The organism is Arthrobacter sp. ISL-30 (genome assembly GCF_018613855.1).
Lineage (GTDB): Bacteria > Actinomycetota > Actinomycetes > Actinomycetales > Micrococcaceae > Arthrobacter.
The window spans coordinates 186560-202944 of record NZ_JAGGPK010000030.1 but is presented as its reverse complement, the minus strand read 5'-3'; the positions used below and the strand labels follow the sequence as shown (position 1 = coordinate 202944).

The window sequence follows — 16385 nt, the reverse complement described above, 5'->3', positions numbered from 1 at the left end:
CGGCAAGTGACCGTAAGGTGATCAGCATCTCGGTCTCGACGTCCTGCTGCAGGAACGCTGCTTTGGTGTACTTGGAGGAGTCCTCGGTGGTCTTGAAGGTACCGAACGCGCCGCCGCCCTTGGCGTGCACCACACGCTCCGGAACCCGCTCGCGGTTGAACTGGGCGAGCTTTTCGACCAGGTAGTGATCGGTCAGGATGATGGCACCATCGGCGCCGACGGACTTGGAATGCGCGTCGGACGTGACGGGCGCACCGGACTGTGTCGTCGATACAGCGGTCGAGATGTTCGCAGTCATCTTTCTCCTATTTCTTGGGTTTCTTTACGTTCGGACAGGTTGCTGTTGTTTGCGCTGGCAGTCCTCGCAAATGCCCTGATAAAGGACATCCGCGATCTGGATGGTCATCGGCCTGGAGCCCTCGTCCCAATGGGGGGTCAGGCAGGGCGCATGGCCCACGGCGCAATCCACGTCCTCCACCCTGCCGCAGCTGATGCAGACGGCATGGTGATGGTTGTCCCCGACCCTGGTCTCATACAGCGCAGGGGAATGCGGGGGTTCGAAGCGCCGCAGCATCTGCAAGTCCGTGAGGTCACTAAGCACGACGTAAACCGACTGCGCCGTCAGTTCCGGCAGCTCTTTACGGGCCGCGGCCAGAATGCCCTCAGCGGGGGAATGCGGGTGATGCTCGACGGCGGCAAGCACGGCCAGCCGCTGTTTGGTCACGCGGCGGCCGTGGGAACGCAGGGCAGCAGCCCAGGCTTCCTGGTCTGCCGAATGATCTGTCATGCCTCCATTGAAGCACTTATTATGAGCTAATCACAATAAGGTATGGCTAACCTCGGAGGAACGCAGGAAAATCTCGAGGGGGTTGACTTTTTCGGCCCTGGAGCGGCCAAGGGCATGGAGCTGCAGGCGTTCATGGGATTCATCCGCCTCGCTTACCACACAGCTAAAGCCACTGGCGGCGCCGCCAACGGGCAGGGCCATGATTCCTGTTGCCAGTGAAAGGAGATCCTGCGGCGAAGCGTCGCCAATCTTCCGCAGCGGCCGAACCGGCGTGAACACCCTGTAGCCGCTGCCCGGTTCCTGTGTCGCTTTCCACCTTGCCAAGACGGGGAGCGGCTCGGATTCTGCTGGCGGCTCGGACTCTACTTGATGCTCCACGCCTGATGCAGGCTCTGCGTCTGATGCCGGTTGCACGTCTGAGGCCGATTCCATTTTCGGCTGCTGATCTGTTTCCGGCTGCCGCTCCGACTCGCTGTGCCGCTCCGACTCATGAACCTCCGTCCGCGCAATTTCGGCGGCCTGCCGCTGCAGTTCAGAGCGGAGCCCACCGTCGAGCTCGTCCAGGACGTTCTCCGACGTCGGGACGCGGTGTGAGGCCGGAATCAACAGCTGGTCGGCGGGCGTCAACGACTCGCCTGCCCAGCGGCCAAAGAGATGGAAGGTCGGTGTAGACGATTCCGCAGCCGGTTCCCCGATCGCGTCACCCAAAGGATGCCATTCGTAGGCAAACATCAGCCCACAGCGTTCCGCGCCGAGGACGCGCGACAACGCTCCACGTGCAATATTGTGGCAAAGAAGCCAATCTGCAGCCGAGTCCTCGGCAAAGGCCACTGAGGGGTCGCTGAGTCGCACCAGCAGATGTCCTTCAGTCAATGGAGTGCGTGGTCGGGCAACTTCCCATATAGAGGAGCGGAACAGCAATCGGCGTGGCAGCATGGCGGGCGGCTCCTTTCGGGACGTTGTGAGCCTACCAAGCGCATAGGGTTGAACGGTGACACAACTTCTCGCCGACGTCACGCCATTAAAGGAAAGTCCAAACTTCCGCCGCCTCTGGCTCGGTAACTCTGTGGCCGCCGTCGGAACCCAACTGACCCTGGTGGCGGTCAGCCTAGACGTCTTCCGGCTTACCCAGGAGAGTTTCTACATCGGCCTCCTCGGGGTCTTTGCCCTTATCCCGCTGGTGGTCGCCGGACTCTTCGGCGGCTCGATTTCCGACGCCTTCGACCGGCGGAAAGTAGCCATTGGGGCGTCGCTCGTGTTGTGGCTGAGCACTCTCGCCCTTGCCGTTCAGGCGTGGCTCGACGTTGGAAACATCTGGCTGCTGTACGCCGTGGTGGCCGTCCAGAGCGGCGCGCAAGGGATCAACGCCCCGGCTCGGAGCGCCATCATTCCCGCATTAGTGCGCAAGGACCTTTTGCCGGCGGCCAACGCCTTGAGTATGTTGACTGCCGGACTTGCGATGACCGCCGGGCCGCTGCTGGCAGGGATCCTCGTGGCATCCGTCGGCTTCGGCTGGACCTACACCATCGACGTCGTGACCTTCAGTTTTGCCCTCTGGGCACTCGCCAGGTTGCCGCCCCTGGCCGCCAGGCAAGGAGCCCCATGCTGCGGGCCTCCGTTCCGTCCTGGAAGGGATGAAGTTCCTTCGCTCGTGCCCAAACGTTCGCATGACGTTCGTCATTGACCTTATCGCCATGATCTGTGCCCAGCCCCGGGCGCTTATGCCTGCAATCGGCGCAGTCATGATTGGCGGCGGCGAATCCACTGTCGGTGTGCTGCTCGCCTCGACGGCGGTAGGCGCCTTCCTGGCTGGACTGTTTTCCGGCCCGCTCGGGCGGGTCCGGCACCAGGGCAGCGCGGTGATCTGGTCAGTGGTCGGCTGGGGTGCCTCGATTTTCGGTTTCGGCCTGGTGGTCCTGCTTGCCGGGAATTCCGGGCGCGACGGCGTTACGGCCTGGCTGATTCCCGCAGCGTTGTGTTGCCTGTTGGCAGGCATAGCGGACTCAATAAGTGCTGTGTTCCGCATGACGATCCTGCAGTCGGCGACTCCGGACCATCTTCGTGGACGGCTCCAGGGCGTGTTCATCGTGGTTGTGGCCGGCGGACCCCGAGTTGGGGACCTGTTGGCAGGAGGTGCCACGAACTGGTTCAGTGAGGGGTGGGTCCTGATGTGCGGGGGCCTTCTGTGCGTAGCCTTGGCGTGGGCATCAACCCGTTGGCAGCCGGGTTTCGTGAAGTACGATGCGAGAAACCCCTTGCCGTAGGCAGGTGGAACAGCCGGACTATCAGCTGCGTTAACTGCTACAGAAGTCCAAGCCGGAAGAAAGTCCTGAAGTGCACAAACATCACAATGGATTAAAGACTGCAGCCCTCTTTGGCGTGCTGTGGGCCGTGCTGCTCGGCCTTGGCGCCATCATCGGGGCAGGGTCGCGCAGCTCCGCCCCTATCTGGATCATGGCGCTGATCGGCGTCGCGACTACGTTCTACGGCTACTGGAACAGCGACAAGATCGCGCTGCGTTCCATGGCGGCCTATCCCGTGTCCGAAGCCCAGGCGCCACAGCTGTACCAAATCGTGCGGGAGCTGTCGGCGCGGGCCAATCAACCAATGCCGCGCATCTACCTGTCGCCCACCATGACTCCGAACGCCTTTGCCACCGGGCGCAACCCCAAAAATGCAGCCGTCTGCTGCACCGAGGGCATCCTGCACCTGCTTGACATGCGTGAACTGCGCGGCGTCCTTGGCCATGAACTCATGCACGTCTACAACCGGGACATCCTCACGTCGTCCGTGGCGGCAGCGGTGGCCGGCGTCATTACTTCTGTGGGCCAGATGCTGCTGTTCTTCGGCGGCGGTGACCGCCGCAACGCCAATCCGCTCGCGATGATTGCACTGGCGTTGCTTGCGCCTTTCGCCGCGTCGCTTATTCAGCTCGCCATCTCCCGCACGCGGGAGTACGACGCCGATGAGGACGGCTCCCAGCTAACCGGCGATCCGCTGGCACTCGCCTCCGCCCTGCACAAGATCGAGTCCGGTGTGAAGCAGGTGCCGCTGCCCCAGGACCAACGTATGGTGAACACTTCGCACCTGATGATCGCCAACCCGTTCCGCGGAGGGGCCATGGTCAAGCTCTTCGCAACGCACCCGCCCATGCGGGACCGCATCGCCCGGCTGGAACGGATGGCCGGCCGACCGCTGGTTTAGTCGCCGGACGCTGGCCTCGCTCGCTGAACCTGGCCGGGGCCTGCCAGAGGCCCGCCAGCCGCCCGCCGTCGTCGTTATTCCATGGTTCCGCAGCAACCCGAAATCATAGCCTGCTGACTGAAGTCATCTAACTGCGGAAGTTCACGAACTGGAGGTCCGCCTCTTCGAAGTTCTTCAGGATCGCCATGGTCTCCTGGAGGTCATCGCGGGACTTCGACGAAACGCGCAGCTCGTCGCCCTGGATCTGGGATTTCACGGATTTAGGTGCCTCATCGCGAATGATCTTGTTGATCTTCTTGGCGATGTCCTGAGCGATGCCCTCCTTGATGCTGGCCTCAATCCGGAATTCCTTGCCCGAGGGGAAGGGCTCTCCGGCGTCCAGGGACTTCAGCGAGATGCCGCGCTTGATGAGCTTTGACTGGAAGACATCAAGCACGGCGAGCACCCGCTCCTCCGAGTTGGCCTTCATCAGGATCTTTTCGCCGCTGAAGTCGATTTCCGCCCCCACTCCCTTGAAGTCGTACCGCTGCGCGATCTCCTTCTGCGACTGGTGCAGGGCGTTGGCGACCTCCTGCTTGTCTACTTTGCTTACGACGTCGAACGTGGATTCGCCAGCCATGACTCTCCTTCAGATTGTGCTCGGGTATCTTGAGTGCGCTCAGCGCTTGCGGTGCCCGCCGGAGGGGCGTTTGTCTGCCATCCAGCCTAGTACGGAAGCCGCGGATATGAAGCGGCTCGGCTGTGGTTGGCGAGAGAGCGGCGGGTGCGTTTCCTTGTTCACAGTCCGCTCTCAGCGCATTCACGGCGGGAACCGAACAAGCCCGGACAGAGTTGGAGCTAGTTGAAGGATCCTTCCGGAAGGAAAAACATGGAGCACAGGGCCGTCCGCTATGTAACCAAGTCCGCCGCGGTAGCGGCAGGATCGATGGGCACCGCAGCCGCTGCCGCGGCCAGCGCAGTCGCCGCAGCAGCCCTCGCTGCCTCTGTTGTCTTGAGCCCAGTTCCCGACGCCGTGTCTCGGCTTGAGGGCGTGCACAGTGACCTGCTTAGGGCGGTGGAGCTCAATCAGATCACGGCCGAACAGGCTGAGAAGTTCGAGGCCAAACTAGCCGGTCGCATTCTCGGGGAGGCCTGATGGTCGTCAACCAAGCCCTGAACGCACGCGGACGTGCCTCAAAATCGGGCCTTCGGTGAGTCGAATTGCTCGATTCGATTCTTCGACGGAAGTTCTGTAAGGTGGACTTGCTCCCAAACGCTGGAACGGAAACGAGCCAGGGGCAGGGAGTGATCTTCTTTTGAAGTTCGGCAGATTACCCGAGCGGCCAAAGGGGGCTGACTGTAAATCAGCTGGCACTGCCTACGGGGGTTCGAATCCCTCATCTGCCACCCAAACGGACCCCGTCCGACATGCATCACGCACGCCGGACGGGGCACTTTGGTTTCAGCACCCGATTTCATCGGGCCGGATTTACCGGGCATCAGAAATAACGGCATGCCGCAGTTAGCAGTCCCGCATGAATTTCCGTTCTGATTTGCACCGGTCTGCACATAACGAAACTACACACGGCCACGCCGGGGGAGCGCCTGTCGCGAACGAAAACGTTCGACGGCTCCTTATGGGCATGCCCGGCCCGTTTGTAGAGTTCCCCGCCGCGTGGCACAGCCACTAAGGTATTGTTACGCCTCACCTCGGCAGGTTCAAGGGCCGCATCGCACGCCCGTTTATTTCATGGGCATAGCAACCTGACCATGTGGCTACTGTGACCAACTGGAAAGCCAATATGTTGAAATTCCGCAAGCGTACCCTGGTGCTGTTCACAGCAACGGCCATAGCCGTCAGCGGTGGAGGATTTGCCTTGTCTGCCGCCCAGGCTGGCAATAACAGCCAAGGACACGGCAAGGCCCTCGGCCGAGCCAGCGCCACCCCGACGTCGACGGCGACCCCCGCTCCCACAGCCACCTCAACCGCCACCCCCACTCCGACGGTTACCCCCACCGCCACGTCCACTCCAACGGCGTCCACTCCAACGGCGACCGCTACCACCACCCCCACGCCAACCCCAACGGCCACTACAACGCCTACGCCGGTCCCGACGGCGGGCGGAGCGTTGGCGTCGACAGGCACTGAGGCCGCACAAGTGCTGGGCTGGGGGTCGGTGAAGGCCGGCGACGAGTTCAACTATGCAGGTGCTCCTGACAGCACCAAATGGAGTGTCTACAATTCGGCGGGCCACGCTGGAAACGGCCTGCGTGTGCCCCAGGCCATCACCGTGAACAACGGGATGATGACCATCACCGGCAAACCGGACGGCACCACAGGCGGCATGTCCGCGAAGTTTGCCAGGCAACAGTACGGCAAGTATGAAGTTCGGATGCGTACCAGCGCCGCTGACCCGACATACCATGCCGTGGCGATCCTCTGGCCGGACGGCCCGTCGGCTAAATGCTCAGAGATTGATTTCGCCGAACAAACAAACGATCTGGCAAACATCAGCTTCTTCCTCCACTACGGCTGTGCCAGTGGCGTGCAGACCTATGCGAAGAAGCCGCTGGATATGACTCAGTGGCACAACTACGCCGTGGAGTGGTGCCCCTCCGGCATCAAGGGTTACGTGGACGGCCAGCTGTGGTTCTCGGACTCGGATCCGGCGCATCAGCCGGACGGGCCCATGCATCTCACACTGCAGCTTGACTGGTTCCCCAAGTCCGGTGCGACCACCCAGCAATCAACCATGGACGTGGACTGGGCACGCCACTACCAGTGCTAACGGCGTCCTAGGGTCCAGCTCAGTTCGCTCCCCCCGGTGCGCAGAAAAATCGTGAACACCCCCGGTCTCCGGATCGGGGGTGTTCTTTCTTGAAGCGGGCTCTGTCGCCCGACGCGCTGTTACTCGCAGGTAACATAGCAGCATGCATTTGCTTCTGCGCACTCTGTTGCTGCTTTTCACGTCCTCGCGGCGTCCACCGCTGTCAGTCTGGGATGCGTCCTCGCTTCCCCTCCGCGTCCTGCCGACCGACGTCGACATTGCTGTCCATGTCAACAACGGCATGTATTTCTCGTTGATGGATCTGGGCCGTTTCGACCTTATGGTGCGCAGCGGCGTCTTTAAGAAGATGCGGCGTCGTGGCTGGAGCCCGGTTGCTGCGGGGGAGACCATCTCGTTCCGGAAATCCCTCCAGCTGTGGCAGCGCTACACCATAGAAACCAGGATCATCGGATTGGATTCCAAGGCCATTTACTTCGAGCAGCGCATGGTGGCCGACGGCGAGATCTATGCCAGGGCACACATCGCTACCCGCCTCGTCTCCAAGGGAAGGCCGGTCAGCCAGGAGGAGATCCTGGCGGAATTCGGCGAACCGCCCGTCGGGCTTGAACTGCCTGAATGGATCCACGAATGGCGGGAAAACAATGCCCTTCCGGGGGCCCGGCGTCCGGCACCCCACGCCTGGGTCTAACTCCCTGCCTGGGTGTAAACCCCGCTCCAGGAGACCACAAAGGCGACCAATATCCGACGTCGGCCCGTTTATTCCCGGTCACGCGTCCAGCGAACAGATGAGCCTGCGACGCGACTTCACGAGTCCGGTCGCGTACCGTGGAATCATGGCTACAGTTGACATCACTGGAGAACAGTTCGCATCGACCATCGAGGGCAACGACATTGTCCTGGTGGATTTCTGGGCGGCGTGGTGTGGACCGTGCCGTCAATTCGCCCCCACCTATGAGGCGGCGTCCAACAAGCACGAGGATGTTTTCTTCGCCAAAGTAGATACCGAGGCTGAACAGCAGCTTGCTGCCGAAGCCGGGATCACGTCCATCCCCACTCTGATGGCTTTCCGTGAGAAGGTGCTCGTTTTCTCCCAGCCCGGTGCCCTCAACGGTTCGCAGCTGGAGCAGGTCATCGATGCGGTCAAGGCCCTGGACATGGAAGAAGTCCACGCCCATGTGGCAAAGCAGCGCGCCGAAAGGGCCTAACGCACTCCCGAAGCATTTCAGTTGCAGCAAGGCCCCCGTTCGGAAGGATCCGAGCGGGGGCCTGTTGCGTCAGGTATATGTGCATCTGGTAACTAGAGCCGTTCGACCTTCACGGGTTCGGCCAGCAGAGCGCTGAGGGATTCATTCAGGTCCTGGACCGCGATTCCCTTCGAGTGCTTCTCGAGGTCTTCTTCGGAGGCCCATCGCTCCGTCAATACCAGCTTGTCTTCCGTAGCCTCCGTGAGCTCGTAGCGGATGCATCCGGGCTCGTTCACAACCTCGTCGATCGCGATTTCCAGGGCTAGCTTCACGCGGAAAAATTCGCCCTCGTTCGGGATGAACGTGGCCTTCAAGTCAATGGGTTCACTCATGCGCTTCACAATACCGGGACGCCCTTCCACGAAAGCAACGCGGGGTCACTTAAGGCCCATGTTGCGGCTTCGAATGGGCGTTAAGTGACCCCGCGTTGCTTGTTGGGCATAGGGCCTGTGGATAACGTCAAGAGTGGCGCAGCCGTTGGCCAGAATGGGGCAATGGTCCGCATCTCGCCGCTGCCTGAGAACCTCAGCAACGTTCCGTTCACCGTCCACGAGGCTCGAGCCTCGGGCGTTCCGGCAAAACGCCTCCGTGCCAATGACCTTGCCGACGGCGGCCGGCTGATTTACCTTCCAGCGGGCAGGGAGTTCCAACTCACCGAACGGGCACGCGTGCTTACGGCGGCAACACCCGACGCTTGGATTTTCCCATGAGACGGCTGCGATCCTTACAAACCTCGGTTTGCCACCATGGATGGGCCAGGAACAGAGGATCCATCTCAGCAAACCCCATGAACTCCCCAGGGTCCGCCGCGCCGGAGTAGTGGGTCACCGAGTCCACATGATCCCGGGCGAAGTGATGGAGATTGACGGCATTCCTGTGTCCGTTCGGCCCCGAACATGGCTGGACCTCGCGCACTCGTTGCCGCTGCCCTACCTGATTGCCATGGGCGACCAACTCATCCGCATTCCCCGGCCCGGCCTGGAACTTCGCTCGGAACCCTACGCGTATAAGGAAGGCCTACGGCTGCTTATCCGGCAGCACCCCAATATGAAAGGCGTGGAGAAAGCGCGGCTCGCGCTTGATGAAATGCGGGTCGGGGCCGACTCGTTTCCTGAAACCTTCCTTCGGCTGGCGATGCTGGATGCCCGGCTCCCCGAGCCTGAGCTGCAGTTGCGGCTCGATCCTCAGGATGAACTCTCGCCAACTGCTGATCTCGGATACCGCCGGTTCCGAATCGCCGTTCAGTACGACGGCGCCCATCACCTTACCCGCGAACAACAATCCCGGGACAATCGCAGGGATGAGGCGTTCGTCTGCGCCGGCTGGTCCTACTTCAAGGTCAATGCCGATGATCTGGCCGAGCAATTCCGAGGCGTGATTGCGCGGATCCGAAGAGCCTGCATGTAAGGCAACGCGGGGTCACTTACGGCCCATGCTGCGCCTTGGAATGGGCGCTAAGTGACCCCGCGTTGGTTTAAAGAGGGGGGAGCTAGTGCCGGCGGTGATCCTGGATGGTCATCCTTGGGCCAAACGCGGGCTTTCGGAACCCACTGAGGCCGAGCAGCCTGACCACTCGTTGCCGGTGCCCCTGCCATGGACGAAGGAGTTCGATCATGCCAGCGTCGTCGGTCTTGCGCCCTGTCAGGGCGTAGCCAACGTAAGACGCCAGGTGGTAGTCGCCGATGGCAATGGAATCGGGGCAACCGTGGGTCCGCTGAAGTACTTCGGCAGCCGTCCAGATTCCGATGCCTGGGATCGTCCGCAACTTCATGCCGGCTTCGGCCGCCGGAACGGAGGCGAGCCGTTCGAGCGCGACGGCGGAACGCAGCGCCCGCATCACTGTGGCGGAGCGCTGGGGTCCTATGCCCGCTTTATGCCATTCCCAGGAAGGAATTGCCAGCCACTGGGCGGGCGTCGGGGGAACGATCAGGCTCGGAGGTCCTGCGTGGCCGGCGGTTGGTCCCTCTGTTCCGTAGCGGTACATCAGGTAGCGATAGCCGCGACGCGCCTCAATCGTGGTGACTTTCTGTTCCAGGATGGTGGGGACGAGGGAATCAACCACCCGCCCGGTGGAAGGCAGCCGCAGCGCCGGGTTCCGGCGTCGTGCCTCCCTCACCAGGCGCGGAAGCGTCGCATGGAACGTGGCCTCATCAAAGCCGCTCCAGTCGTCTTCGCTGCCAAGGAGCCGAGGCGCGCCGGCTATGGCAAGAGCGGCGCCGGGACCCCAAGCCTGGGCATCGACGGCGGGTTCGTCAGACCGACCCGTGACGGTGAGCCGAAGGGTTGCGGGTCCGTCCGGCGTCGAGAACGCCGTCCACAGGCCGTCAGGCCGGATGGAGAACGAGGGGTCGCCGTTGCCGCGCATTAGCGGGCTGAGCGTCTGCAGGAGGTTGACCGGGTGGCCCGGATGCCATCGCTGCGAGGCGTCCGCCGCGGCGGCAAGGCCGGCGGGAACGTCTGCTATGGTCATGCGACCATCGTCCCACGCCCGAGTGGCAAGAACCCCGAAGATGACCCTGAAAAGGTCTTAACGCGGGCAGGCGCCGCAGCTAAACTCCCAACTGTGGCGCGGGCCGGCCGCGTCCTTCCTTCGAGTGTCAGGTGAGCGCAATGGGTGGAGTAGTACATTTCGAAATCCCCGCGGACGACCAGGAGCGGGCGAGGAACTTCTACAGTCAGGCCCTCGGCTGGAGGATCGACCCCATACCGGAGATGAACTACAGCAGCGTGATCACAACTCCCCGGGACGAGACGACGGGACTTCCCACCGAGCCGGGAGCCATCAACGGGGGCATGATGGCCAGGGACGGGGAACTGACGACGCCGGTCATCACAGTCGACGTTGACGACATCGACTCAACGCTGGGCAAGATCGAGGAACTCGGCGGATCAGTACTCCAGCCCAAGGACTCGATCCCGGGCATGGGCTTCTATGCCTATTTCAAGGACACGGAGGGCAACATCATGGGGCTGTGGGAGAACCTGCCGCAGGGGGAAGCCGGCGCTGAGGGGGAGGCAGGCTAGCGGAAGGGTACCCGAGGCCTACTGTGCAGTGTCCGTGTCCTAAGCCCCTGCCAGCAAAGGGCAGGGGCCTCTTCACGGTAACTTTGTACCTATGAAGTACGCCCAGTCCGTCCTGGATCTCATCGGCAACACCCCCCTCATCAAGCTCAACCATGTGACCGAAGGAATCAAGGCCACGATCCTGGTGAAGCTGGAATACGTCAACCCGGGCGGGTCCATCAAGGACCGTATCGCAGTGAAGATGATCGAGGAGGCCGAGCGGGACGGCAGGCTCAAGCCGGGCGGGACCATTGTGGAGCCGACGTCGGGCAACACCGGGGTCGGGCTGGCGCTAGTTGCGCAGCAAAAGGGCTATAAGTGCGTTTTTGTCGTTCCCGACAAGGTCGGCGAGGACAAGCGGGCGGTACTCCAGGCTTATGGAGCGGAGGTAGTGGTTACGCCCACTTCCGTGGCGCCGGACAGCCCGCAGAGCTACTACAGCGTTTCGGACCGGCTGGTGACGGAGATTCCGGGTGCGTTCAAGCCGGACCAGTTCTCCAACCCGGCCGCGCCCGGCAGCCACTACGAAACCACCGGCCCGGAAATCTGGCAGGACACCGACGGCAAAGTCACGCATGTTGTGATCGGCGCGGGAACGGGCGGCACCATCACGGGCACGGGCCGCTTCCTGAAGGAAGTGTCCGCCAACCGTCCAGAAGCCGACGGCGGCCGCGTCAAGGTGATCGGTGCAGACCCGGCAGGATCCGTGTACTCCGGTGGGACAGGGCGGCCGTACTTCGTCGAAGGTGTAGGCGAAGACATGTGGCCGGCGAACTATGACAAGACGGTGCCGGACAAGGTCATCGCGGTCAGCGACGGCGACTCCTTCGAAATGACCCGCCGACTCGCCCGGGAAGAAGGGCTGCTGGTTGGCGGCTCCTCGGGAATGGCTGTGGTGGCAGCGCTCCAGGCTGCCCGGGACCTTGATGAACAGGCCGTGGTGGTGGTGATCCTGCCGGACTCCGGCCGCGGCTACCTTGCCAAGATTTTCAACGACAAGTGGATGCGCTCCTACGGCTTCCTCTCGGGTGGCGAGGAGTCGTCGGTTGGTGAGGTACTCAAGTCCAAGACCGGCGAGATGCCGGACCTGGTGCACATCCATCCCAACGAAACCGTGCGCGATGTCATCAACATCATGAACGAATTCGGCGTCTCCCACATCCCCGTCCTCTCACAGGAACCTCCCGTGGTCATGGGCGAGGTCCTGGGCGCCGTCGACGAGCGGACGCTGACAACCAAGCTGTTCCGCGGTGAAGCCAAACTGACGGACAAGATTTCCGAGCACATGGGGGAGCGGTTGCCCGTGATCGGCTCCCTCGAGACGATTTCCGCGGCGCGGGAGCTCCTGTCCGACGTCGACACCGTCATGGTGACGTTCGTGGGTGCGCCGGTAGGCATCCTTACCCGCCACGACCTCCTCGCGTACCTCAGCCACTAACCTTGTGGGTGAGCCCGCCGAAACTCCAGTCCAGTGGTTGAGCCTGTCGAAACCCGACCACCGGCCGAAAGGAATCTTCAATGTCCGTTCCAGAGAACCCAGGATTCAATACCCGCGCCGTGCACGCCGGCCAGGACTTCGAACCCCTAACCGGCGCCGTTGTCCCGCCGCTGCATTTCAGCTCCACTTTCGCCCAGGACGGCATCGGGGGACTTCGGAACGGCTATGAATACGGGCGTGGCGCCAACCCCACCAGGGATTCGCTGCAGGAGCAGCTTGCTGCGCTTGAAGGCGGAACGGCAGCCTTCAGCTTTAGTTCAGGGCTGGCTGCGGAAGACTCCCTAATCCGCGCCATCGCCAGGCCCGGTGACCACATCGTCCTTGGCAACGACGCCTACGGCGGCACCTACCGGCTCATTAGCCGAGTGCTCGGAGAATGGGGCATCGGCAACACTCCCGTTGATATGTCCGATCTTGACTCCGTGGCCAGGGCGGTAGCGGCGGGCGGTTCCGCGAACGCTCCAGCCGGCGGCGGCAAAACCCGGATCGTCTGGGTGGAGACTCCCTCCAACCCGCTCATGAAGATAACGGACATCGCGGCACTGGCCGCTGTGGCCCACGAGGCCGGCGCACTGCTGGTGGTGGACAACACTTTTGCCTCGCCCTACCTGCAGACTCCCCTCGCGTTGGGCGCTGATGTGGTGGTCCATTCCACAACGAAGTACATCGGCGGCCACTCCGACGTCGTTGGCGGAGCAGTGGTGGTCAATGACCCGGAACTCGCGTCGAAGATCGGCTTTGTGCAGTTCGCCGTCGGCGCTGTGTCCGGTCCGATGGACGCTTTCCTGACGACACGTGGCTTGAAGACGCTCGGGGTGAGAATGGACCGTCACAGCGAGAACGCTCAGGCCGTGGCCGAGTGGCTGCTCGAGCGGCCGGAGGTCGAGGCGGTGCTCTACCCGGGACTTCCCTCGCACCCCGGACACGAACTGGCCGCGAAGCAGATGAAGAAGTTCGGCGGCATGGTGTCGGTCCAGTTCAAGGGCGGTGAAGCCGCGGCCAGGAAGGTGGCGGAATCGACGTCGATCTTCACGCTCGCCGAATCCCTCGGTGGCATTGAATCACTCATGAACTATCCCTCCGAAATGACGCACGCCTCCGTCAAGGGCACCGAGCTCGCGGTTCCGGTCAACCTCCTCAGGCTCTCGTGCGGCATCGAAGATGTCGAAGACCTCATCGGCGACCTGGATCAGGCGTTCTCGAGGATCAGCGCCCTGTGACAATTCCTCGCCTGGCGACACCCGCCGTCGTCCGCGCCTCTGCCCTCGGCTGGATCGCGACGGCGGCAGGCGGGGCCGCCGTCGTCGTCGCCCTATGGGTTCTGTATTCGGCGTACATTCCGCTCCTGAACGACTTCGAGGTCTACTACTACGGCGGCAACCGCGTGCTGCAGACCGGCGAGATGGGAGCCCACGAACTGTATGCGCCCCGCGACGGCCTGCCGTTCACCTATCCGCCGTTCGCCGCGCTGCTTTTCGCCGCCCTGGCCATGTTTAGCCCGACCGTCAGCGGATTCGTCTTCACCGGCACCGCGCTCGTCGGCGCCGGCGTTGTCGCCGCCTGGCTGTCGCGGCACTATTTCGGCATGAAGCGCTGGCGGGACGCGTTTGCCGATGCCCGCTTCAGGACCGTCGCGCTGCTAGGTGCGGCCGCGATCCTGCTGCTGGGGCCGTGGCGGGACACGTTCGACTTCGGCCAGATCAACATCATCCTGATGGGCGTGATCCTTGCGGACTTTGCCCTCTACGGAAAGTCGCGTGCCGGGGAGTTGCGCTGGCCGGCGGGGCTGCTGACCGGGATCGCCGCGGGTATCAAGCTGACGCCCCTGGTCTTCGGGCTTTACTACCTGGTGCGCCGGGACTTTAAGGCCCTTGGCTGGATGGCTGTGGGTTTCTTTGGTTCGATCGCCCTGGCGTGGACGATACTGCCTAATGCTTCGGTGGCGTTCTGGACAAAGATCCTGCCCGACACCGGACGAATCGGGGGCCCCGGCTATGTGGACAATCTGTCCGTCAAAGGCCTTCTGCTGCACTTCGGCCTGCCGGACAGCGGCCCGACCAGCATGCTGTGGCTGATCCTGTCCCTCGCGCTGATCGCAGTGGCCGCCCTTGTGATCAAGTGGGCCGTGGCCGCCGACGAAAACTTCGTGGCGGTTTCCGCCACGGCGGTACTCATGCTGCTCATCAGCCCGGTCTCCTGGTCGCACCACTGGGTGTGGATCGCCGTTGCGCTTCCCAGCATGGCCTTCGCGATGCACCGTGTGCCCTCCCGTGCCGGGCGTATGCGCCTTGCCGGGTGGATTATTGTCGCGGTCAGTGCAGTGGCCTTCTATCTGACCCCCAAGTACCTTGCGGTATGGGCGGGGGCCAGGGAGTGGGGGAAGGACCCTGAAACGCAGTGGCAGCTTATGGTTTCGAGCCTGGGCGTGCTGTGTGGAGCGGCACTGCTGGTGTATTGGGCCCTTGCCTACAGGCCATCCCGCCGGAAGCTCGACGCCGTTAGGTCACTATCGGTTGAGAACCAGCCGGACGGATGGTGATCAGTTCAGGGCTATCAGCAGCATCTGGTTGGTGCCGGGAATGCAGGTCTGCAGGATGGCCCGGGGGAAGCCGCCAAAAACGGATGCCACATTGTTGGTGGTGCCGCCCTGGGGAACCTGGCCGCGTGCAGTGGCGGTGTATGTCCCGTAACCGGGGATACTGACAACTTCCCCGACGCCGATGCCCGAGAAGCGTGCCCAGCCGCCGCAGAAGTCATGCTCAGTGATGAAAAGTGAGTAGGCGTCTGTCGGGGTGAAATGGATTGGCCCTATGCAGCGGTCCACCATCTCCTGCCCACCTGACCCGGCAACATAGATGGTCCGGACTGCGGGTGCAGCAGCGGGTGCCGGTGCCGGAGCGGGAGCAGGGGCCGGAGCGGGAGCCGGTGCAGGAGCCGGCGCGACTGCCACGGCGGGCCCCGTGAGTTTCAGGACCTGTCCCGGGACGATGATCGAGTATGCCGTGAGCCCGTTGGCCGCCAGCATGGCATTCACGTCAACACCGAACCTGGCAGCTATTGAGCCCACAGTGTCACCCGCTACTACCGTATAGAGGTTCGCGTCGGCAGCGGGAGCCGGAGCAGGCTCAACGGGCGCCGGCTCGGCAGGGGCCGGTTCGGCTACGTCTACAGCTGCTGCCTGTGGTTCAGGAATTGCATCCCCAGGAGCAGCGTCCCCAGGAGCAGCCCCTTGAGGCTCGGGACTCGGGTCTGCTGCTGCTTCCGCAGATGTTGCCTCCTGTGGGGGCACGTGTGGGACCACTTGCCCTGCGGATGTGATCCGGCCGGTCTCCTCCCCGGGATCCGCGTTTGAAGAGCCCAATCCGGACATCACCGCAGCCACGCTGACGCCAACAAGGAGCGTGGCCGTAACAATGGCTACTTTGGCTCTATGATCCAGCCAGGGAAATCCGGGTCGCCTGGTAAGTGCGATGGTTCTAGCCTTTTCAGGCTGATTGCTTCCAGGCTGATTGCCGCCTTGAAAGTTCATGGGAACCCCCAGTGTTGATTGCTCTGTGGGGGCCGGCCGGACGGCAGACCCAGGGGCCGGGAACGCGAGGCATGGAAGCACTCAAGGCGAGACCAAAGTGGATACGGGTTGCATGAGACCACTGGCAGCACGCATCCAGAGCTTGAGTGACCAGACGCATTACCGATGACATGAATCGCCGGGGCGGCCGCTTGAGGCGGCAGTCCCGACAATTCATGGGCCCTAGGGTGTAATCGATTTTATTAATGGGCGCTTCTGCCCACACGAGTAGGCGCTACCCGTCTTTTTGCCC

General features: G+C 62.7%; 18 protein-coding genes, 1 tRNA gene and 1 pseudogene. 13 read left to right on the top strand and 7 right to left on the bottom strand.

What is annotated here, in order from left to right:
- The 3 genes from J7E82_RS13420 to J7E82_RS13410 form a co-directional block, all read right to left on the bottom strand.
- A partial coding sequence (locus J7E82_RS13420; RefSeq protein ID WP_214863431.1) for a catalase occupies nt 1-298 on the bottom strand: 298 nt, incomplete at its 3' end.
- 24 nt (nt 299-322) lie between these two features.
- The gene (locus J7E82_RS13415; RefSeq protein ID WP_214863429.1) at nt 323-787 is read right to left on the bottom strand and encodes a Fur family transcriptional regulator; all 465 of its coding nucleotides are present in this window, start codon (nt 785-787) and stop codon (nt 323-325) included.
- Between the two features lie 30 nt (nt 788-817).
- Nucleotides 818-1723, bottom strand: coding sequence for a hypothetical protein (locus J7E82_RS13410; RefSeq protein WP_214863427.1), 906 nt, complete (start codon nt 1721-1723; stop codon nt 818-820).
- A 55-nt stretch (nt 1724-1778) separates the two neighbouring features.
- On the opposite strand from J7E82_RS13410, the pseudogene J7E82_RS13405 reads away from it, so the two are divergent.
- Together J7E82_RS13405 and htpX are read left to right on the top strand one after the other, a co-directional pair.
- Nucleotides 1779-3051 (top strand): annotated as a pseudogene (locus J7E82_RS13405) (MFS transporter).
- 70 nt (nt 3052-3121) lie between these two features.
- Entirely contained in the window at nt 3122-3991 is an 870-nt protein-coding gene (htpX, locus tag J7E82_RS13400) for a zinc metalloprotease HtpX (RefSeq protein WP_214863425.1), read from the top strand.
- Nucleotides 3992-4118: 127 nt separating this feature from the next.
- Here htpX and J7E82_RS13395 read toward each other — a convergent pair whose 3' ends face one another.
- Entirely contained in the window at nt 4119-4610 is a 492-nt protein-coding gene (locus tag J7E82_RS13395; RefSeq protein WP_214863423.1) for a YajQ family cyclic di-GMP-binding protein, read from the bottom strand.
- Between the two features lie 249 nt (nt 4611-4859).
- On the opposite strand from J7E82_RS13395, the gene J7E82_RS13390 reads away from it, so the two are divergent.
- From J7E82_RS13390 to trxA, 5 genes are all read left to right on the top strand, one after another.
- Complete coding sequence (locus J7E82_RS13390) at nt 4860-5126, top strand: hypothetical protein (protein WP_214863422.1); 267 nt, start codon at nt 4860-4862, stop codon at nt 5124-5126.
- A gap of 169 nt (nt 5127-5295) precedes the next feature.
- Nucleotides 5296-5377, top strand: a tRNA-Tyr gene (locus J7E82_RS13385).
- A 365-nt stretch (nt 5378-5742) separates the two neighbouring features.
- On the top strand, nt 5743-6759 hold the full coding sequence (locus J7E82_RS21040; protein WP_308113812.1) for a glycoside hydrolase family 16 protein: 1017 nt from the start codon (nt 5743-5745) through the stop codon (nt 6757-6759).
- Between the two features lie 142 nt (nt 6760-6901).
- The gene (locus J7E82_RS13375; protein ID WP_214863420.1) at nt 6902-7447 is read left to right on the top strand and encodes a thioesterase family protein; all 546 of its coding nucleotides are present in this window, start codon (nt 6902-6904) and stop codon (nt 7445-7447) included.
- A gap of 145 nt (nt 7448-7592) precedes the next feature.
- Nucleotides 7593-7964, top strand: coding sequence for a thioredoxin (gene trxA, locus J7E82_RS13370; protein ID WP_214863418.1), 372 nt, complete (start codon nt 7593-7595; stop codon nt 7962-7964).
- Nucleotides 7965-8056: 92 nt separating this feature from the next.
- Here trxA and J7E82_RS13365 read toward each other — a convergent pair whose 3' ends face one another.
- Entirely contained in the window at nt 8057-8335 is a 279-nt protein-coding gene (locus J7E82_RS13365) for a putative quinol monooxygenase (RefSeq protein WP_214863416.1), read from the bottom strand.
- Nucleotides 8336-8497: 162 nt separating this feature from the next.
- Here J7E82_RS13365 and J7E82_RS21215 point away from each other — a divergent pair, with 162 nt between their 5' ends.
- Complete coding sequence (locus J7E82_RS21215; RefSeq protein ID WP_308113810.1) at nt 8498-8713, top strand: hypothetical protein; 216 nt, start codon at nt 8498-8500, stop codon at nt 8711-8713.
- 40 nt (nt 8714-8753) lie between these two features.
- Nucleotides 8754-9410, top strand: a complete 657-nt coding sequence (locus J7E82_RS13360) for a hypothetical protein (RefSeq protein ID WP_308113809.1) — start codon at nt 8754-8756, stop codon at nt 9408-9410.
- Between the two features lie 82 nt (nt 9411-9492).
- Here J7E82_RS13360 and J7E82_RS13355 read toward each other — a convergent pair whose 3' ends face one another.
- The gene (locus tag J7E82_RS13355; protein WP_214863414.1) at nt 9493-10473 is read right to left on the bottom strand and encodes a DNA-3-methyladenine glycosylase; all 981 of its coding nucleotides are present in this window, start codon (nt 10471-10473) and stop codon (nt 9493-9495) included.
- Between the two features lie 140 nt (nt 10474-10613).
- Here J7E82_RS13355 and J7E82_RS13350 point away from each other — a divergent pair, with 140 nt between their 5' ends.
- The 4 genes from J7E82_RS13350 (at nt 10614) to J7E82_RS13335 (ending at nt 15103) form a co-directional block, all read left to right on the top strand.
- Nucleotides 10614-11027, top strand: a complete 414-nt coding sequence (locus J7E82_RS13350; protein WP_214863412.1) for a VOC family protein — start codon at nt 10614-10616, stop codon at nt 11025-11027.
- 91 nt (nt 11028-11118) lie between these two features.
- Nucleotides 11119-12504, top strand: a complete 1386-nt coding sequence (locus tag J7E82_RS13345; RefSeq protein WP_214863396.1) for a cystathionine beta-synthase — start codon at nt 11119-11121, stop codon at nt 12502-12504.
- 80 nt (nt 12505-12584) lie between these two features.
- Nucleotides 12585-13784 carry a cystathionine gamma-synthase gene (locus tag J7E82_RS13340; RefSeq protein WP_214863389.1) on the top strand — a complete coding sequence of 400 codons (1200 nt, stop codon included), beginning with the start codon at nt 12585-12587 and terminating at the stop codon, nt 13782-13784.
- Nucleotides 13781-15103: a glycosyltransferase 87 family protein gene (locus J7E82_RS13335; protein ID WP_308113808.1), complete on the top strand. Its 1323-nt coding sequence runs from the start codon at nt 13781-13783 to the stop codon at nt 15101-15103. Before J7E82_RS13340 ends, J7E82_RS13335 begins: the two co-directional genes overlap by 4 nt.
- Here J7E82_RS13335 and J7E82_RS13330 read toward each other — a convergent pair whose 3' ends face one another.
- The gene (locus J7E82_RS13330) at nt 15104-16093 is read right to left on the bottom strand and encodes a LysM domain-containing protein (RefSeq protein WP_214863387.1); all 990 of its coding nucleotides are present in this window, start codon (nt 16091-16093) and stop codon (nt 15104-15106) included.
- Nucleotides 16094-16385: the final 292 nt, after the last annotated feature.